Here is a 19370-nt window from a genome sequence, read left to right as displayed (position 1 = left end):
GATGAAACTCTCACAATTTTTTATCCATCGTCCTATTTTTGCCGGTGTATTATCGTTAATGATATTCATCGCGGGGGCGATCTCGGTATGGCAGCTGCCTATTACCGAGTACCCAGAAGTTGTACCTCCGACTGTTGTAGTGACTGCAAACTATCCGGGCGCTAACCCTAAAACCATCGCCGAAACAGTTGCGAGCCCACTTGAGCAAGAAATAAAAGGCACGGAAGGCATGCTATACATGTCTTCTCAGGCTACATCAGACGGCCGCATGACGCTTACTGTGACCTTTGCCATAGGCTCAGATGTAGACAAATCTCAAACACTGGTTCAAAACCGTGTTGACCGTGCCCTTCCTCGCCTACCAGAGGTGGTTCAACGTTTGGGTGTGGTAACAGAGAAAACATCGCCTGATCTCACCATGGTGGTTCACCTTACCTCGCCAGACAGCAGCCGCGACATGTTGTATTTGTCGAACTATGCCCACTTAAATGTGAAAGATGAACTTGCCAGTTTAAACGGTGTTGGTGATGTACAGCTATTTGGTGCTGGGGAGTACAGCATGCGTATTTGGCTGGATCCACAAAAGATCTCTGAGCTAAGCATGACCCCCATGGATGTAGTGGCAGCTATACGTGAGCAAAACCAGCAAGTTGCCGCAGGAAGCCTTGGCGCACAGCCGTCTACTTCGTCAGAGTTTCAGCTATTAATAAACGTTAAAGGGCGATTGAGCAACGAGGAAGAGTTTCGTAACATCGTAATCAAAGTCGGCGATGAAGGCCAAATCACGCGATTAAAAGATGTGGCTGACGTCAAACTTGGCGCAGATTTCTATGCATTGCGTTCAATGTTAGACAATAAGCAAGCCGTTGCCTTACCGATCTTTCAAAGCCCCGGCTCGAACGCGATTGAAATATCTGACAACGTTCGCGCTAAAATGAAAGCGCTTAAGCCGTATTTTCCACAAGGCGTAGACTATTCGATTGTTTACGACCCAACTGTGTTCGTTCGTGGCTCAATTGAAGCAGTGGTTGAAACACTATTTGAAGCCATCATTCTTGTTGTTATTGTGGTTGTGTTGTTCTTACAAACCTGGCGTGCTTCGATCATACCGCTCGCCGCAGTACCTGTATCTTTAGTGGGTACATTTGCAGTAATGCACTTAATGGGCTTTTCACTTAATGCCTTATCGTTGTTTGGATTAGTACTCGCTATCGGTATTGTTGTCGATGACGCGATTGTGGTAGTTGAAAACGTTGAGCGTAATATCCGAGAAGGAAAATCTCCTGTTGATGCGACTATTCAGGCCATGAAAGAGGTAACAGGCCCGATTGTTGCCACCACGATGGTATTGGCAGCGGTGTTTATTCCTACCGCGTTTATGTCTGGCTTAACTGGTCAATTTTACAAGCAATTTGCTTTAACCATCGCGATTTCAACGGTTATTTCGTCTATCAATTCATTGACGTTAAGCCCAGCTTTATCAGCATTATTGCTAAAAAGCGAAGACGCGCCCAAAGACGGCCTCACCCGTTTAATGGACAAACTTTTAGGTAGCTGGTTGTTCGCACCGTTCAACCGTATGTTTGCCAAAACCGAAGCTGGCTATAGTTTCACAGTGAAAAAGCTGGTTCGCGGTACGTCAATTGTTCTCGTGCTCTATGCAGGTTTATTGGGTCTCACTTATGTTCAGTTTACTGAAACACCTACAGGCTATGTGCCAGCACAAGACAAGCAATATTTGGTCGCATTTGCGCAATTGCCTGATGCTGCATCATTAGATAGAACCGAAGACGTTATTCGCCAAATGTCAGATATTGCGATGGAACATCCAGCTGTACAAAATGCCGTCGCATTTCCTGGGCTAAATATTAATGGTTTCACCAACAGTCCTTCTAGCGGCATCGTGTTTGTTCCTTTGAAGCCCTTTGAGGAACGTACCGATGATGCGATGAGCGCAAATGCGGTTGCTGGCGCACTCGGCGCACAATTTGCCGGTATAGAAGATGCGTTTATCGCCATCTTTCCACCGCCGCCAGTACAGGGGTTAGGCACCATCGGCGGTTTTAAATTGCAAATTCAAGATCGCGGAAACCTTGGTTACGAAGAGCTCTACAAAGTGACCATGCAAGTGATGCAAAAAGCATGGCAAACTCCTGAATTAGCGGGCGTATTTTCAAGCTATCAAGTCAATGTTCCGCAGTTGGATGTTTCGATTGACCGTGAGAAAGCAAAAATTCATGGTGTCTCTATCAATGATATTTTCTCAACAATGCAGATGTATCTAGGCTCCCTGTATGTCAATGACTTCAACTTGTTTGGGCGTACTTATCAGGTAAATGTTCAAGCTCAAGAGAGCTTCAGACAAGAACCAGAGCATATAACGCAACTTAAAGTGCGTAATAATAAAGGTGAAATGCTACCTCTTGCGGCTTTTGTGAGCGTTGAGCATGTGGCAGGCCCTGATCGTGTTATGCATTATAACGGTTATACCAGTGCTGAAATTAACGGTGCTCCAGCGCCTGGGTTTAGTTCAGGCGAAGCCGAGGCCGCCATAGAACGCATTTTGGCTGATACTCTTCCGGTGGGCATGACTTACGAGTGGACTGATCTCACTTATCAACAAAAACTATCTGGAAATACGGCTATGTACGTGTTCCCTCTCGTGGTGTTGTTAGTGTTCTTGGTATTGGCAGCCCAGTACGAAAGCTTGCGTTTACCACTGGCCATCATTCTTATCGTACCAATGACACTATTATCAGCGATGACGGGGGTCATTTTGTCTGGTGGTGACAACAACATCTTTACTCAGATTGGCTTTATTGTGTTGGTAGGACTTGCCACTAAAAATGCCATTTTGATTGTTGAGTTTGCGAAAGAAAAGCAAGAGCAAGGCATGTCGCTCATGGGGGCATTGCAAGAAGCCTCACGCCTGCGCTTACGTCCTATTTTGATGACATCGTTTGCTTTTATTATGGGCGTGGTTCCTATGGTACTGGCGACTGGCGCTGGCGCGGAAATGCGTCAAGCAATGGGCGTGGCAGTATTCTCGGGAATGCTCGGAGTGACCTTCTTTGGCCTACTACTTACACCAGTATTCTATGCACTAGTGGCAAAGAAAATCGGACAAGCAAATGTGAGTAATTCAACGTTCAAAAAGGACGACAAGCCAAGCCAGAAGGCAGCATAGTATATCGACCGTTTATTAGCGTGTTGCCCGGCCTTGTAACCATAAGTCACCGGGCCAATTTCACCGAAAGGTGAGCCCAGCCAGACAGGTTTTCTCATCCTCAACGAAAAACCTGCTCTGGCTTTTTTAATTTAGAACTTCATATTCCCTTATCTTTGATTCCTTTAGCAGTATTGATGTCACGATTGCTTCTTCGGCTCCGACCACTTGATTCCCTCCTTCGCGTTTTCCCGTATAAACAGCGCGATCAGCAGCAGTGAGTAACTGATTTGCATCCACGACATGATCAGCTTGAAGGCAGCTATAGCCTATCGTGACAGAGGCATTCACTACTTGCCCCTGATGTTCAATCTTAGCCTCATTAATCCTATGCCGAAGCTTTTCTGCGATTTTATGGGTATCACTTTGGTTTACTCCCTGCATAATCACTGCAAATTCAGCTTCACCATATCGGCCCAACACATCTTTTCTTGCTCGAATATGCTGATGAAGCACCAGTGCAATCACTCTCAAGCACTCATCGCCCGCCTGCTGACCACGTTGCATATTAATCAGCTTTAACTGATCGATATCTACCAGCAACACGCTAATCCAATCACCAGTATTGGCAGCGTCATTCAACTGTTCGTCTAACTGATTGAGCAAGGTATTTCGATTCGCCAAGCCTGTCAGTTTGTCTTGATTGGCCTGTTCTTCGAATCGACGGCCATACAGGCGATGAACGCGCGTAAATGAAATGCCAAAAATACAGCTGATTATGACGGCAACATTCAGCCAGAACGCCCGTAAAACTAACATGTCTGAATGGGCAAGTTGATAATGGAGATCTGATAGATAAGCGTGATTTAGAGTCATCGCCACTACAAAGACCATTGAGCCGACTCCCATAAACCATGTTGCTCTCTCGTTTGCTACCATGCTAACCAATACGGGAAACAGCGGCAATAAAACGGTGTACTGACTAAATACACCGCCAGTTAAAAGAATAAAAGGTACTAGCGCAAAAGCAGACACACAAACAACTATGTAAGGGTGATAGGTTTGCCAAGGAGTATATTTGGTATAAAGCACTAACGCTCCCATCAAAGCCACTGTCCCCCAGCCTAGCCATGTCAGTTCTGAACTGTGATCCGAAAACATAGGCATAATCAGAGAAGCAAGAAGAATAATAAAGAAAAGCGATAGTGATAAGGTAACAGTGGTTTTCTGACGAATCGCATTGATCGGCATGCAACATGTCCTTGTTATTGGTTAGTTTTTTTACCAGTCTACACAAAGTATCGAGAGGAAACCAATACTTCCTCTTACATTAGGTCAGCTTACTGATTGCCCCCAACAGCAAATCGGGTTTAAAAGGTTTAACCAGCCATGCTTTCGCCCCCGCTTCTTTACCTTTTGCTTTAAGCTCTGGACTAGATTCCGTGGTTAGCATTAACACGGGCGTGAATTTGTACTCCTCCATTTGCTTGGCTTTACCTACAAACGTCAAACCATCCATATTCGGCATGTTCACGTCGCTTACAATAAGATGGATCTTTTTTCCATCTAGTTTACTCAATCCATCAACCCCGTCTTCAGCACTAATCACTTCGTAACCTGCACCTTCAAGCGTCAAGGTAACGACCTGTCTGATTGATGCAGAGTCATCAACAATTAAAATAGTCTTGCTCATTCACTCACTCCTCATTCAACGACGTTTCAGATGAATCTATTTACGACCTGAATTAAAACTAGACAGCACAGGAATAAATTGCAAGTCACTCAAGGCCTTAGTTAGCGAATATCCTTTTCTCGCAACCTATTTCGCAACAGCAAATTAATACAAAGAGACGGTACCCTCCTATTGCGTACGAAAAATGTGAACGATGAAAACATAAATCATCGGGCTCTGACGTTAAAAGGCTGGTAAATAAGGAGAAACTTCACGACGAGAGACAGCAATTTTCTTGAAGATTTTTTAATCACTGACTACGTTTTATCTGGTAAGCCACACAAATAACAATGCAAGTGGCGTTAAATCTGATTATTGCACATATTCGTATACATTTTTTCTCATAACATCGTGGCGGTAGTAAGCCGGGCCTGAGTGACTTTAGGAGTGCTACATGTCTGACCCATCAGTAATTCTGAAAGAACATTCAGAACAGACAGAAATCATTTTACAAGGAGAATTGGAGCTGGAGTCAGCTGAACAATTGAAGTCTGCGCTTGTGCATGCGCTTGATTTAGCACAGCCCATTCAGATCAATGTCGCGTCAGTTGAAGATTGCCACATCTCGAGTCTGCAATTATTAGCATCTTTAATGAAACACCGGACATCCTCTTCCCCTTTGTGTCAGCTTGAAGGTGACAGTGAAGCATTTCTTCGCGCGGTGAATTTATCAGGGCTTGGTCACATTCTTTATGGCGAACAAAATGAAGCATCAGATAGCGTGACACCTATTGCCTCCGCCACAAATGGAGAAAGTGATGGGTAAGATTCAAGATACGTACAAAGAAGAAGCCGAAGAGCTATTAACAGATTTAGAAGATGCCTTTCTTGAACTTGAGAACGATCCACGTTCAGAAGAATTGATTAACCGTATTTTTCGTGCAATGCATACCATCAAAGGCTCAGGTGCAATGGCTGGGTTCGACAACATTGCCGCCTTTACCCACGAATTTGAGACCGCATTTGATCGCGTGCGCAAAGGGGAACTGTCGGTAACACAAGAATTGATCGAAATTGGTTTGGCGTCGCAATCTTGGATTGCTGAAATGCTAGACAGCAATGATCAACAAACCGCACTTTTAAAAGAACAAGCTGATGAATTAACCGTTCGATTGTTGCAACTCATGCCTGATTCAGCTGAAAAGCCAAACACAGAGCAGGGAAAACAAATGGCTCCCGAGGTAGCCGCAGAAGAACACGACGAGCAAATATTCAGAATTCGCTTTAAACCCAATGAGGATTTTTTCAATTTCGGCTCCAAACCGCTCGCCTTACTCCGCTGTTTGGAAGAGATGGGAGAATACAATGTAGTGGCGTACACCGATGCCCTTCCCTCTTTGGAATCCCTTCACCCACTGACCAGCTACCTGAGTTGGGACGTTTTGCTTAAAACGCAAAAAAGCAGAGACGACATACTGGATGTGTTTATCTTCGATGAAGATGACTGCGAACTGCATGTGGATGTCATAGATCATGGTGACGAACAAGAAGACGATTACAAACGCATAGGTGAAATACTGGTTGAACGCGGTGATATCAGCGCAGATGAATTAGAGAATTTACTTCCCAAAGCACCCAAAGTGGGTGAAATACTCGAGGCTGCTGGTGCGGTAGCAAAAGAAAAAATCACATCTGCTTTGGTTGAGCAAGAAGTGGTTAAAACTGACCGGCAGCAAAAGCAAAAAGCCGTTGAAAACATTCGCGTGCCCGCTCCAAAATTAGAAATGCAAATGAACCTCGTGGGTGAACTTGTTATCGCGCTGGCTAGCCTGAATCGTATTGCCGCATCGCATGCCGATACCCAACTCATTAACGCCTGTGAAGAAATGAATCACTTAATTACAGAGCTTCGCGATAACGTATTGAGCATTCGAATGATGCAAATTGGCTCGACATTTAGCCGCTTTAGACGTGTAGTGAGGGATTTGGCCAAAGATCAGGGCAAAAATATTGAATTGTTCACCCACGGTGCGGAAACTGAGCTTGATAAAACCGTGATAGATCAGCTGGGCGACCCACTTGTTCACCTGATTCGCAACAGCATCGACCACGGTATTGAACCACCTGAAGAACGCGCTGAAAAAGGCAAACCTGCCGAAGGAAAAATCATTCTCTCAGCACAGCACACCCAAGGTCAGGTTGTCATTAAAATTGAAGACAATGGTCGAGGTATCGACCCGACTAAAATTCGCAGTAAAGCCATAGACAAAGGCGTCATCGAACCTGACGCAGATATATCAGATAAAGATGCACTACAGCTGATTTTTGCGCCGGGATTTTCTACCGCCGAGAAGATCACTAACATCTCAGGACGCGGCGTGGGCATGGACGTCGTTAAGCGCACAATAGAAGACTTAAGAGGCACAATTGAACTTGACAGTATTGTGAACAAAGGCACAACCATTACGTTAAAGCTTCCGCTTACATTGGCCATCATCGAAGGACTGCTGACGCGTGTCGGCGATGATGTAATCGCCATTCCTTTGTCTATTATCAAAGAGTGCGTGGAAATTCGCAGCAAAGATTTATCCAAAACCAAACAAGGCTATTCAACCAAAATACGCGGCACGCTGATGCCGTGTGTCTCGTTGCGTGAGTGGGCAGAAATCTCTGCCGATAAGCCTGATTTGGTTGAGCTGATTATCGTCAGTGTCGACAACGAGTCCTTTGCGTTTATTGTTGATGAAATCATCGATCAGCAGCAGATTGTCATTAAAAACCTCGGTGCCGTCTATCGCAGTATCGATTCGATCAGCGGTGCGACCATATTGGGAGATGGCAGTGTCGCACTGATCATAGACGCTTTCCAAATTTTGAAAAGGCACCTGAAATCAAGTGGTGGCGACGCCGCACAAAATGTCGCTTAACAGCAATACTTGGAGAACCAGAGAGAATCATCATGTTACGAATTCACGACATTAGAATGCGAACCAAATTGACAAGCATCATGCTGATTATCAGCTTGATTCCCCTGCTTGTTGCAAGCTGGTTTATTGCTACCCTGACACAAAAAAGTTTAGACAACGCAGCATTGGAGAAACTAGAGGCAGCGCGAGAGATCAAAAAATTGCAACTGCAAAGCTATTTCAATTCTGTTGTTACTGACGTAGATATTATGTCTACGGTTGTCAAAAACGCGCAAGATGCCGCCGTCAATCGACAGCTGGCGATTCTTAAAAATAAAAGCAATCAACTAAAAGAATACTTTGAAACGCGCCGTATCGATATTGAAGTGTTTAATTCAAGCAATAAAATTCGAGATGCCATACGCACCTTTACCGCTACCTTTGCCCAAGGCGGCAATACGGTTAACTCTTCCTCATATCAAAACACCAAGAAAAAATATCATGAATGGTTCTCTCATTTTAATAATGAATATGGCTATTACGATGTGTTTTTAATTAGCAAAAGCGGATGGGTGGTGTACACCGTAACCGAAGAGTCAGACTTGGGTGAGAACCTCGCTTCTGGCGTGCTTAAAAACTCGGGTTTAGCGACTGCGTATCGTCAAGGCTTAGAAGAAACTACCATTGTAGACTTTGCACCGTATGCGCCTTCCGCAGGCGCACAAGCCGCATTTTTAGCCAGTCCAATCAAAGACGACGACGGCACGGTATTAGGTGTGCTGGCACTGCAACTCTCTATCGATCATATTGATGAAATTGCCCAATTTGGCGCAGGACTGGGTAAAACCGGGGAAACCTTTCTCGTCGGTAAAAGTAATAATCAGGTAGCTCTGCGATCTGACAGAATCGAAGACAGGGGTAAAGTCGGTACCCCTGTAAATTTGCGTGCAGCTGAACTCGCCGTGATGGGGAAAACGGGTTATCAATTAGCAACAGATTCTGACGGACACTTTAAGCTCTATACCTACGCACCACTTGAAATCGAAGGATTATCATGGGGCATAGTTGGCATGATCAACCTTGTTGAAGTGCTCAGCCCGACAATACCCGGCAGTGATGAAGATTTTCTTACCGTGTACAACCGTCAAAACGGTTACTACGACACCTTTTTAATCGCTCCCGATGGCTACATCTATTACACCGTGACCAAAGAAGCAGACTATCAAACCAACTTGTTAACGGGGAAATACAAAGATTCCAATTTAGGCGATCTTGCGCGCAGTATATTTAAATCTGAAACCCCCTCAATCACCGATATGGCACCCTATGCACCCAGTAATGGTGCGCCCGCTGCCTTTGCTGGCGCGCCGGTAACAGATGAGTATGGCAATGTCTCCATGATCGTCGCCGTGCAACTGCCTCTCGAACCCATTAATGAAATTATGCAAGTGCGTGCAGGCATGGGAGAAACAGGCGAAAGCTACTTGATTGGCCCCGATTACAGAATGCGATCAGACTCATTTTTAGATCAAACTAACCGCACTGTCAGCGCCTCGTTTGCAGGCACAGTGGCGAAGAACGGCGTGAAATCTGAAGCTGTAGAACGCGCACTACAAGGCGAGCAAGGCGTAGAAATTATCGAAGATTATCGCGGTGAAGAAGTCATGAGCGCCTTCGCGCCGTTTAAAGTGGGCGACCTAAACTGGGCGTTATTAGTAGAAGTGGATCTTGCCGAAGTTGAAGCACCAATAACATCCATCATTATTTCGATTGCCATTTGTTTGGTCGTCATTGCCGTCATTGTGGTGATTGTTGCGTTACTTATTGCATCGTCTATTGCTAAGCCCATTAGTCGAAGCGTTACCTTTGCCAACGAAGTCGCCAATGGCGATTTAACCAGCAATTTAGACGTCTCGCAAAACGATGAAATTGGTGAACTGGCTGATGCACTTCGTTCTATGGTGTCAAAATTACAAAATGTGGTTAGCGAGGTTAATCAAGCCACCAGCAACGTGTCTAACGGAAGCCATGAGCTGTCTACTACGGCAACCGACATGTCACAGGGTGCAACAGAGCAAGCAGCGTCTTTAGAAGAGGTATCCTCTTCCATGGAGCAAATGGCTGCCAATATTAAACAAAGTGCTGACAATGCCCGTCAAACAGAAGGCATTGCCAATCAAGTGGCCGAAGATGCCGAGAAAGGCGGCGCTGCGGTGCATCAAGCGGTGAATGCCATCAAGGAAATCGCCGACACCATCACGATCATTGAGGAAATTGCACGACAAACAAACTTATTGGCGTTAAATGCTGCGATTGAAGCTGCCCGCGCCGGAGAGCACGGTAAGGGCTTTGCTGTCGTAGCCGCAGAAGTGCGCCAGCTTGCACAAGAAAGTAAAAAAGCAGCAGGCGAAATTTCCGGCTTGTCAGGCTCATCCACTACGATTGCTGAAGAAGCGGGTAACCTACTTGATAAAATCGTACCTGATATCAAGCGTACCGCAGAACTCGTACAGGAGATCAGTGTTTCAGCCCAAGAGCAAGATGCGGGGGCTGAGCAAATTAACCTTGCGATTCAACAACTCGACACCGTAGTTCAGAAAAATGCGGCTTCCTCTGAAGAAGTTGCGGCAACCGCCGAAGAGCTCTCAGCTCAAGCCCGACAGCTAGAGCAAAACATGAGCTTCTTTACAGTCAAGGAAGGCACGAGGGCTTACCAAATGCCTGTTACTCCCCGTAAAAAAGACACGGTAGCCACCACATCTGAGCCCAAGAAAAAAGGCATAGATCTGGATCTAGAGTCAGATGACGACGATGACGATGACTTTACACGTTATTGACAGGAGGAAGTAAATGACGACGTCGCTGACTGACAATTTACAAATACTCACATTCAATTTAGACGAGGATGTGTTTGCGCTGAATATCACAGACATTCGCGAAGTCATTGAAGTGAAAGAGCTCACTCGATTACCGCAAACGCCACCCTTTATGCGTGGCGTAATAAACCTGCGCGGGCAAGTTGTGCCGGTTATCGATTTAAAACGAAAGTTCGACATAGGCAAAACTACATTCACCATCGACACTTGCATTATCATTATTGAAGTAGAGATTGGTGAAGAACTCGCGGTGCTGGGCGCGCTAGCCGATGCCGTGCAGGATGTCATCGAAGTGCCCGCAGACAAGATTAAACCACCCCCGAAGATTGGCGCCAGTGTCGATACCAATTTTATCTTTGGCATGGCGATGGGTGCCTCAGAAGAGGATTTTATTGTCATTCTCAACAAACAAAAACTGTTTACCCTGAAAGAATTAACGCTAACCCATGACATCGCGGAATCAGCTGATACATCTCATGCCGATAGTGAGTCTGATGATGCAACAAACACGGACTCAGAGGAGGATTAACGCTCTATGTACGATATCGCGGCATCCCCCAAAGACACGCTAAAAATCAAAGTATTCAATCAATTATGCCAGTTCGTTCATCAACGTTTTTCCATTCGACTCACGCCTGAAAAAAAGCACATGGTAGAAGGACGCTTACGCAAGCGTTTACCCAAAAGCCCGTGTAAAGATCTAGATGACTATGTGAAATGGTCTTTATCTGAGGAGGGCGAAGATGAGCTCATTCACTTAATTGATGCGCTTACTACCAATAAAACTGATTTTTTCCGCGAGCCAAAGCACTTTGATTACATGAGTGAAACACTATTGCAAAGCTTTGCAGGGCGAGGGATCGGGACCCATACGCCACTGCATGTATGGAGTTCTGCCTGCTCAAGCGGCGCAGAACCTTACACCATTGCCATGGTGCTGCGAGAATGGTCGCGCCAGAAAAAACAAATTAACTACCACATTACGGCATCTGATATTTCCGTTTCCATGCTGCAAAAAGCAAAAAAGGCGGTTTATACCGAAGAGGAAATTGCGGGTATTCCGAGTTATTATCGGCAACGCTATTTACTCAGAAGTAAAAGCAATCCAAGTTTGGTCAAAATAGAAAAGCCACTTCGCAATGTCGTTCAATTCAAGATGGTGAATTTGAATGATAACTTTTATGACATTGCTGCACCGCTTCACCTCATTTTTTGCCGCAATGTACTCATTTACTTCGATAAAACCTCTAAGGCGCAAATTATCGAACGTTTTTACCGCAAACTGTCACCAAAGGGATACCTGATGATTGGTCACTCTGAAACCATCAACGATGTGCCAAGTCAATTCAAACAGGTTGCGCCTACGATTTATCAAAGGGACTAGAGATGTCAGATTCGCTTCCCATCAAGGTCATGCTTATTGATGACTCTGCCGTGGTCAGGAATATGCTTGCAGATATACTCACTGAAAGCGAAGAATTTGAAGTGATCGCCACCGCATCAGATCCAATTATTGCAGCCAGCAAACTAAAAAGCTTGATTCCCGATGTCATTATTTTAGACGTCGAAATGCCACGTATGGATGGCATTACCTTTCTGAAAAAACTCATGAAACAACATCCACTGCCTGTTGTCATTTGCTCAAGCCTCGCTTCACCTGGCTCAACAGTATTCAGCAAAGCAATGGAATATGGCGCAATTGATGTTATCACCAAGCCACAATCTGGCACGAAAGATTTTATTAGAGAGTCGGGCATTCAAATTCGCGACACAATTAAGGCAGCCTCATTAGCCAAACCACAAAAACTGCGCAAGCCTACTCAAAAAAAGTTAACCGCAGACGCTATTTTACCGCCGGGAAAACAACCACTTCCGAACTTAAAAACCGACAAAGTCATTGTTGTGGGGGCATCAACAGGCGGAACCGAAGCGCTACGTCTTTTTCTTCAACATCTTCCAACCAGCACACCGGGCATTGCGATTGTTCAACATATGCCTGAAAAATTCACCACCTCTTTTGCCCAACGTCTTGATAGTTTATGTGAAATGCGGGTAAAAGAAGCGGCGACTGGCGATGAACTCACTCGAGGCCAAATTCTGCTCGCGCCTGGACATTCACACATGCTGCTGAAGCGAGGAAGCGGAAAGTACTATGTTGAACTCAAAGAAGGGCCGCTGGTATCACGACACCGTCCCTCTGTTGACGTGCTGTTTCGCTCTGCTGCGCGGTACGCGGGAGCCAATGCCATCGGTGTTTTGTTAACGGGCATGGGCGCAGATGGCGCGAAAGGGATGCTAGAAATGAAAGAAGCCGGCGCGTATAACTTTGCTCAAGATGAAGCCTCAAGCGTAGTATTTGGTATGCCGAAAGAAGCCATTAAACTGGGTGGTGTAGACAAAATAGTCGCGCTACAACATATGCCCCGAGAACTACTCAAATTATTGGCAGTGGACTAACATGACGTTACAGACACTTTCCATTTGCAAATTCATTTCCAGCCCAACGACTCTTCAAATACCCCATCAAGCTGCTTGGCGAAATCTTTCGCTCTGACGACGACTTGCTCAAGCATTTTGTCTTCTTTGTTTTGCGCAGTAAATTCAGGCACAGACACGGGTTTACCTGCCTCATCTAACGCCATAAAAGTGATAAAACATCGATTGGTCACATACACCTTATCTTCTTTCGGATCGCCAGCACGCACTACCACGTAGATATGCATACTTGTATTCCCTGTATGAACAATTCTGGCACTTAGCCACACGAGCTGCCCCACCAATATGGGTTTAATAAAACGAATAGCATTGGCCGATACTGTCACACAATAGTGCTTACTCCATTGCGCTGCACAAGCATAAGATGCCTGATCAATCCATTTCATAACCATGCCGCCATGTACCTTGCCGCCAAAATTAACGTCTGTGGGTTCAGCCAAAAAACGAAAATCAGTTCGATGTTGTGCAGACATTGATTTATACCTAATCACGATGGTTGATATAACTATAGTCGACTCAACGCGCAGTCTTTGTCTTTCTATGTAATCTAAACAGAAAAAATAGGGTGAAAAACAACTACCTGCACTCAAATTCATCCGATTTATGCTATTACTATTAACACGTAGAATCACGCTGGAGGTTTTAGTATTAACACCCTACACATCACAAACGGTGACACTACAGTAAAACTCATTGATTTAGCGGGCATCTCGGGGCAATGTGTCCCTTGGCGTGACTTACTGCACATGGGGCCGGTTCCTATGACACCGAGCATCAATGAACTCTCGGCCATTCGAGCACAATTTATCGCGAGTTTAGGCTGGGGAGATTTTAATACCATTCATCAAGATTTTCTTGCTCGTGATAAAGCGCTATCAACCATAGATGCCAATCAGCCTGTTGTTTTATGGTTTGAGCATGATCTTTATGATCAACTGCAATTAATCCAAGTGCTTAGTGAACTAAACGTGCAAAATGTGCCTCATGAGAATGTATTCTGGGTTGATACATCAATACATCTTGGCCGCTTACTGCCAGCCGATTATTTAGAGCTGATTTCAAATAAAAAGGCAGTAACACCACAGATGTTCGCCCTTGCCAATGAGGCATGGAATGCGTATAGACAAACTACGCCAGAAGCTTGGAGTGCTTTGCGAAAGCGTGATCTAACCTCACTTCCTTATTTGAAGAACGCCATTGAACGTAGCCTGCAAGAACTACCTTGGACGAATTCAGGTCTTAACTTCACTGAAAAAACCAGCTTGGCATTAATCCACGAAGGTCACAATACTCCGACAACGTTGTTTCAGGCATATTGCGCTCATGAGAAAGCCGAGTTTCATGGCGACATGAGTTATTTTTGGTATATCGATCAACTACATCAGGATTCGCCGCCACTGTTATCCAAACAGCAAGACACTTACCACTTAACAGAGAATGGTAAATCTGTATTAAAAAATGGCATGTTCTGGCAGCGCGCCTATGGACAATCACAATGGCTAGGTGGATATGAGCTGTCATCTACCTACCCCTTTTTATGGGATGACACATCCAAACGCCTGATCGTTTCGTAGTTGTGTTAGATCATTTGAATAGCAAAACGTTAGCGCTAACGTGCTAACCCCCCCTACATTTCAAAAAACTAAGCAAAAGGACACGCAAACAGCATGCACCCACACCGTTTATTGATTATTGGCTCTCTCTTGCTTATATCTTTCGTAATCGGCGCAGTCATTTGGTGGCACCCAGGTATGACTTGGTTAGTTGTGTTAGTAGCGCCCTGTTGGGTAGTTGCGATTTATGACATGTTCCAAACTCGCCATAGCATTATGCGAAATTACCCTTTAGTAGGCCGGCTGCGTTGGCTTATGGAAGACTTTAGGCCGTTCGTTCAGCAATACTTTATAGAATCAGAATTAGATGGCCGACCTATCAGCCGCATGTTCCGCTCAATCGTCTATCAACGCGCTAAAAATGCAGTGGATACTGTGCCATTTGGCACCAAAATTGACGTACGTCATGATGGTTATGAGTGGATTGGCCATTCAATTAACGCCATCGCTCCTCAAGAAAATCAGTACAGCATGCGGGTAAATATTGGCGGCCCAGGTTGCAAACACCCCTATTCTGCCAGTGTATTAAATATTTCCGCAATGAGCTTCGGTGCGTTAAGTCAAAATGCCATTATGGCCTTAAATCGCGGCGCACAAGAGGGCAAGTTTTATCACAATACAGGTGAGGGTGGGATTAGCCCTTATCACCTAAAATATGGTGGAGATTTAGTGTGGCAAATTGGTTCTGGTTACTTCGGTTGTCGAACAGACGACGGCAAATTCGATCCAGACGCGTTTCAGAAAAATGCACAAAAGCCTTCCGTTAAAATGATTGAAATCAAACTGTCTCAAGGCGCAAAACCAGGGCATGGCGGTATACTTCCCGCCCATAAGAACAGTGAGGAAATTGCCAGAATCCGCCTTGTTGAACCCCATACAGAAGTGCAGTCACCTCCCGCCCACTCTGCCTTTGATACACCGATAGGGTTGCTTCAATTTATTACGCAATTGCGAGAGTTAAGTGGCGGCAAGCCAATCGGCTTTAAGCTGTGTATTGGCCGTAAATCTGAATTTATTGCCATTTGTAAAGCCATGCTTGAAACGGGAATTCAGCCAGACTTTATTACGGTAGATGGAGGCGAAGGAGGGACTGGCGCAGCACCATTGGAATATACTAATTCTATTGGCATGCCACTGCGCGAAGCCATCGTTTTCGTGGACGATATATTGCGCGGCTACCAATTACGAGATGACATAAAAATCATCGCATCAGGGAAAATATTTACGGCTTTTCATATCACTAAAGCCATTGCTTTGGGAGCAGACCTTTGCAATAGCGCAAGAGGGATGATGCTGGCAATCGGTTGCGTTCAATCGCTGCAATGTAATACGAATCGCTGCCCAACAGGGGTGGCTACACAAGACCCTTCGTTGTATAAAGGGTTAGTGGTAGAAGACAAATATCAACGCGTAAAAAGCTTTCATGCCAAAACCATCCACGCCACACTCGACCTTATTAGCTCGGCTGGCGAAACTCACCTCAACGATATTTACCGCCAGCACATCTTTAGTCGGGTCAATCATGAAAGCGTTAAACGCCTTGATGAGGTTTACCCTATTGTCGACAAAGGTGCATTTTTAGAAGGAAATATTCCGACGAGGTACGCAACCGATATGCGTGAAGCCAATGCAAAATCGTTTAAAATGCATCCCCAAGTTGCCACCACCTAGTTGCGACCGAAAGAGTATTATACTAACCTGAGCATGCACAAAAATTGTGCTAACAATAGACAAGGAGTGCTTTAGTGAAAATATTATTTTTAATTTTACTGACTACATTTTCTGTATTTTCTTACTCAGGAGATAAGGACAAAACCGACAGTGCGATGTCTTGGTTGGCACTGGTAGATTCAAAAGACTACACATCAAGTTGGGAGCAAGCAGCACCATTTTTTCAAGCGCAAATATCCAGCGCTCAGTGGATTGAAACAATAGAAGAAATTAGAACCCCGTTGGGCAAGGTGGTTTCTCGCGAGATAACAGGTTCCAGCAACCAGAAGGCGTTACCGGGGGCTCCTGAAGGCGAGTACCTTGTTCTGACTCTCTCTACAGACTATACGCATAAAAGTGATGCCACTGAAACTGTTGTACTAAGTAAAGTAGATCGTGATTGGCGTGTAGTAGGGTATTTCATTAATTAGCGCCCTATCATAACTTGGCGGATGAAGAGAGAGTAATGAGTATCATCGCCTTCATCCGTCCTCTTACCTTCACTGTGTCACGCCATTGGCACCTTACCAAGCATCCTCTGTAAACGCGTGTATTCTACCTTGGTCTCCAAAGTCACGCTAAACACCGCTAAAGTGACAGAATTAATTCATGTTGTTGCGCGTGATACGGTACAATAGCCCCAATTCTATTTGCTATACACATATTATGTTTCACAACGATATATTGCGCCGCCTACGGTTTGCCTTACGCATTAATGACGATGCGGCTATTCAAATATTCAAGCTTGCGGGTTACGAAATGGAGAAGCCGTACTTACACAGCTTGATGAAAAAAGAAGATGAAGACGGTTATGCACCTTGCCGAGACAAAATTCTTTGCTACTTTCTTGATGGTCTCATCGTAAAAAACCGCGGCTTAAAAGATGGCAAGTTACCGACCCCACTGGAGAAAGGGGAACGTCTGAGCAACAACGATGTACTTCGCAAAATAAAAATTGCCATGGATTATCAGCATGATGATATTCTAAATGTGCTAAATAAAGCGCGTTTTCCAATCAGCAAAAACGAGTTGTCTGCGCTATTTCGCAAGCCAGATCACAGAAACTACAGGCCGTGTAAAGACCAGTTACTTCGTAATTTACTGCAAGGCATGGTCAAAATTCATAGACCAGATGCCGAAGCAACAAGCGTAGAAGCCGCATCACCCTGGGGACAAACCAAAAAGCGTTAGCATATACGCACATAATATTCGCCAAAACTCAGTATTCGTTATCGCAACGTGTATACCAGTTATTGAATAAGCGCGTGTTAAACTAAACACAGCCTCACAGTGGGGTTGTGTTATTTACTCCCTTCACCCTATCGTCTTTGCGAAGATGCGACCTCAAACAACGAAAGATATCAGGCACTCTATTGAAGCGCCAAACGCGACGGATCGTCGGTTTCTATGTATATCGCTTTTAGTGTTTTAACGCCGTCTTCTGCGTTATCTTCAAATGCAGTAAAACTAAAGTTTTTGTCGAAGTTAGCTAAATCGACCAGTGAGTCATTTGAGATATCAGACACATAATTAAATGTGACTAAGCAGATTTTTCCTGCACATGCCGCTTCTAAATCAAAATACTCGTTGCCCAACATGTCATCTACTTCCGCGATTAAAGCATGCTCGCGCGTGGCACTGAGGTGAGTTTTTGGCATGTCGGCCAGCTTTGGCACCAGTTCAGACAACGCATTGCCAGTAAACAATGTATCAAGTGTCTTTCTATAAACACGATTTTCAGGGCTCAAAAATACCTGATTTAATGCCTCTCCACTGGCGAAAACGGCGTCGGGAAATATCGACGCATATGCACGCTCATGCTCGCTTGTTTTTGGGGGCTCTTGCGAGTATCTACCTTCTGCCTCTTGCTCTTTAGGGGCTATATTTTGAGCATCATCCGTCCGCCCATTAGCCACAAAGGCATCACCATGGCCTTCCTTACTCGCACTTTCAAGCGCTGGGCCAGCGATTTCCCGTGTATCCCCCTCATATAATGAAGGGAAAACCCCGCTTCGAATCACGAAGAAAGACACAACAATAATAACTAGAGCAAGGCTCATTCCTTTCATATTTCACTCCTTGAATAGACATTAAAAAATCGTAATATTTTTACCTTATACTATCGAAAAAATTCATCGGTTGTCAGTAAAATAACCCTTTTTCCGAAAACAATGCATAATGATTATTCAGTAAATATCATGAACAGTATGTACATGAGCTGAATGCACGACTCTTCAAAGTATCATACTTCTCCACTTCTAACGTCGTTGTGCACGTAATTACAATCTCCCCCTTCTCTGGTCATGCACCCAACCGCGACCTCCTGTCTCGCCGTACTTCACTCTCGGCCTGCCTACCAGGTACCTCTCGCTCACTATCGCTCACCGTTTGTCACTCTTCGGCAATAGCTCAGGAGGGCAGAGTTATCTTTCTTCGGGCATAAAAAAGGCCGCTTACGCGACCTTGTTCGGATTCAGTGTCAATCTATCGATTTCTCAATGATTTTAGATACAACGCCCGCACCTTTTTCAAAGCCCTTATCTTGAAATGAAGGACATGATATCTCAATTTGAACCCGTCCATGATAACGCACCCGGCCAGCACGTCCTGCGCTGGCGTTCATTCCTTTTCGAGTAATTACCTATTACTCGAAATCCACTTCGTGGACCGGAGCCTCACCCACCTGCGGAAAACTGAAGATGCTGGTAATCACTTTGTAGCAGACACAAAAAAGGCTGCACAAGTGCAGCCTTTTTGAATTCAAATCCGTGTATCTTATCGATTACTCGATGATTTTAGATACAACGCCAGCACCTACAGTACGGCCACCTTCACGGATTGCGAAACGTAGACCTTCGTCCATCGCGATTGGAGCAATTAGCTCTACAACGAACTTAAGGTTGTCGCCAGGCATTACCATTTCTACGCCTT

Annotated in this window: 16 protein-coding genes; 11 read left to right on the top strand and 5 right to left on the bottom strand. The window is 45.0% G+C overall.

Annotation, left to right across the window (positions count from 1 at the left end; genetic code table 11):
- Position 1 precedes the first annotated feature (1 nt).
- Positions 2 to 3187 (top strand): efflux RND transporter permease subunit, encoded by a 3186-nt coding sequence (locus OE749_RS08535; RefSeq protein ID WP_263712027.1) that lies wholly within the window; start codon positions 2 to 4, stop codon positions 3185 to 3187.
- Between the two features lie 126 nt (positions 3188 to 3313).
- On the opposite strand, the gene OE749_RS08530 is transcribed toward OE749_RS08535, so the two are convergent.
- Both OE749_RS08530 and OE749_RS08525 read right to left on the bottom strand, forming a co-directional pair.
- The gene (locus OE749_RS08530) at positions 3314 to 4417 is read right to left on the bottom strand and encodes a GGDEF domain-containing protein (RefSeq protein WP_263712026.1); all 1104 of its coding nucleotides are present in this window, start codon (positions 4415 to 4417) and stop codon (positions 3314 to 3316) included.
- Positions 4418 to 4496: 79 nt separating this feature from the next.
- Positions 4497 to 4859, bottom strand: coding sequence for a response regulator (locus OE749_RS08525; RefSeq protein WP_263712025.1), 363 nt, complete (start codon positions 4857 to 4859; stop codon positions 4497 to 4499).
- A 433-nt stretch (positions 4860 to 5292) separates the two neighbouring features.
- Between OE749_RS08525 and OE749_RS08520 the strand changes: the two genes are divergently transcribed.
- Genes OE749_RS08520 through OE749_RS08495 form a run of 6 tightly spaced genes read left to right on the top strand, consistent with a single transcriptional unit; the run spans position 5293 to position 13077 of the window.
- Positions 5293 to 5664, top strand: a complete 372-nt coding sequence (locus OE749_RS08520; protein WP_263712024.1) for an STAS domain-containing protein — start codon at positions 5293 to 5295, stop codon at positions 5662 to 5664.
- Positions 5657 to 7765, top strand: coding sequence for a chemotaxis protein CheA (locus OE749_RS08515; protein WP_263712023.1), 2109 nt, complete (start codon positions 5657 to 5659; stop codon positions 7763 to 7765). Before OE749_RS08520 ends, OE749_RS08515 begins: the two co-directional genes overlap by 8 nt.
- A gap of 32 nt (positions 7766 to 7797) precedes the next feature.
- The gene (locus OE749_RS08510; RefSeq protein WP_263712022.1) at positions 7798 to 10581 is read left to right on the top strand and encodes a methyl-accepting chemotaxis protein; all 2784 of its coding nucleotides are present in this window, start codon (positions 7798 to 7800) and stop codon (positions 10579 to 10581) included.
- 13 nt (positions 10582 to 10594) lie between these two features.
- Positions 10595 to 11149 (top strand): chemotaxis protein CheW, encoded by a 555-nt coding sequence (locus OE749_RS08505; RefSeq protein WP_263712021.1) that lies wholly within the window; start codon positions 10595 to 10597, stop codon positions 11147 to 11149.
- Positions 11150 to 11155: 6 nt separating this feature from the next.
- Positions 11156 to 12004, top strand: a complete 849-nt coding sequence (locus OE749_RS08500) for a CheR family methyltransferase (protein WP_263712020.1) — start codon at positions 11156 to 11158, stop codon at positions 12002 to 12004.
- A 2-nt stretch (positions 12005 to 12006) separates the two neighbouring features.
- Positions 12007 to 13077, top strand: a complete 1071-nt coding sequence (locus OE749_RS08495) for a protein-glutamate methylesterase/protein-glutamine glutaminase (protein ID WP_263712019.1) — start codon at positions 12007 to 12009, stop codon at positions 13075 to 13077.
- Between the two features lie 32 nt (positions 13078 to 13109).
- Here the strand turns inward: OE749_RS08495 and OE749_RS08490 are convergent, their stop codons facing one another.
- Positions 13110 to 13589, bottom strand: a complete 480-nt coding sequence (locus OE749_RS08490; RefSeq protein WP_263712018.1) for an acyl-CoA thioesterase — start codon at positions 13587 to 13589, stop codon at positions 13110 to 13112.
- Between the two features lie 174 nt (positions 13590 to 13763).
- Between OE749_RS08490 and OE749_RS08485 the strand changes: the two genes are divergently transcribed.
- The 4 genes from OE749_RS08485 to OE749_RS08470 all read left to right on the top strand — a co-directional run bounded on the left by OE749_RS08485 (position 13764) and on the right by OE749_RS08470 (position 17630).
- Entirely contained in the window at positions 13764 to 14690 is a 927-nt protein-coding gene (locus OE749_RS08485) for a DUF1835 domain-containing protein (RefSeq protein ID WP_318527874.1), read from the top strand.
- Between the two features lie 93 nt (positions 14691 to 14783).
- The gene (locus tag OE749_RS08480; protein ID WP_263712017.1) at positions 14784 to 16400 is read left to right on the top strand and encodes an FMN-binding glutamate synthase family protein; all 1617 of its coding nucleotides are present in this window, start codon (positions 14784 to 14786) and stop codon (positions 16398 to 16400) included.
- A gap of 74 nt (positions 16401 to 16474) precedes the next feature.
- A complete protein-coding gene (locus OE749_RS08475; protein ID WP_263712016.1) occupies positions 16475 to 16870 on the top strand; it encodes a DUF4019 domain-containing protein in 396 nt (131 codons plus the stop codon).
- Between the two features lie 235 nt (positions 16871 to 17105).
- Complete coding sequence (locus tag OE749_RS08470; protein WP_263712015.1) at positions 17106 to 17630, top strand: YehS family protein; 525 nt, start codon at positions 17106 to 17108, stop codon at positions 17628 to 17630.
- Between the two features lie 179 nt (positions 17631 to 17809).
- Here the strand turns inward: OE749_RS08470 and OE749_RS08465 are convergent, their stop codons facing one another.
- A complete protein-coding gene (locus OE749_RS08465) occupies positions 17810 to 18508 on the bottom strand; it encodes a hypothetical protein (RefSeq protein ID WP_263712014.1) in 699 nt (232 codons plus the stop codon).
- Between the two features lie 713 nt (positions 18509 to 19221).
- Positions 19222 to 19370, bottom strand: a 149-nt coding sequence (locus tag OE749_RS08460; RefSeq protein WP_449757741.1) for an EF-Tu C-terminal domain-related protein, incomplete at its 5' end; no start/stop codon positions are given.

The sequence above is a fragment of the Fluctibacter corallii genome, assembly GCF_025751585.1.
GTDB lineage: Bacteria > Pseudomonadota > Gammaproteobacteria > Enterobacterales > Alteromonadaceae > Fluctibacter_A > Fluctibacter_A corallii.
Note: the sequence above shows the minus strand (reverse complement) of the source record. Positions and strands in the feature narration are given on the sequence as shown.

Bases quoted from the DNA above. Each gene is read 5' to 3' on its own strand.
- OE749_RS08515 (WP_263712023.1), top strand. From the start codon at position 5,657: ATGGGTAAGATTCAAGATACGTACAAAGAAGAAGCCGAAGAGCTATTA.
- OE749_RS08465 (WP_263712014.1), bottom strand. From the start codon at position 18,508: ATGAAAGGAATGAGCCTTGCTCTAGTTATTATTGTTGTGTCTTTCTTC.
- OE749_RS08505 (WP_263712021.1), top strand. From the start codon at position 10,595: ATGACGACGTCGCTGACTGACAATTTACAAATACTCACATTCAATTTA.
- OE749_RS08470 (WP_263712015.1), top strand. From the start codon at position 17,106: ATGTTTCACAACGATATATTGCGCCGCCTACGGTTTGCCTTACGCATT.
- OE749_RS08520 (WP_263712024.1), top strand. From the start codon at position 5,293: ATGTCTGACCCATCAGTAATTCTGAAAGAACATTCAGAACAGACAGAA.
- OE749_RS08490 (WP_263712018.1), bottom strand. From the start codon at position 13,589: ATGTCTGCACAACATCGAACTGATTTTCGTTTTTTGGCTGAACCCACA.
- OE749_RS08510 (WP_263712022.1), top strand. From the start codon at position 7,798: ATGTTACGAATTCACGACATTAGAATGCGAACCAAATTGACAAGCATC.
- OE749_RS08495 (WP_263712019.1), top strand. From the start codon at position 12,007: ATGTCAGATTCGCTTCCCATCAAGGTCATGCTTATTGATGACTCTGCC.
- OE749_RS08480 (WP_263712017.1), top strand. From the start codon at position 14,784: ATGCACCCACACCGTTTATTGATTATTGGCTCTCTCTTGCTTATATCT.
- OE749_RS08535 (WP_263712027.1), top strand. From the start codon at position 2: ATGAAACTCTCACAATTTTTTATCCATCGTCCTATTTTTGCCGGTGTA.
- OE749_RS08530 (WP_263712026.1), bottom strand. From the start codon at position 4,417: ATGCCGATCAATGCGATTCGTCAGAAAACCACTGTTACCTTATCACTA.
- OE749_RS08500 (WP_263712020.1), top strand. From the start codon at position 11,156: ATGTACGATATCGCGGCATCCCCCAAAGACACGCTAAAAATCAAAGTA.
- OE749_RS08525 (WP_263712025.1), bottom strand. From the start codon at position 4,859: ATGAGCAAGACTATTTTAATTGTTGATGACTCTGCATCAATCAGACAG.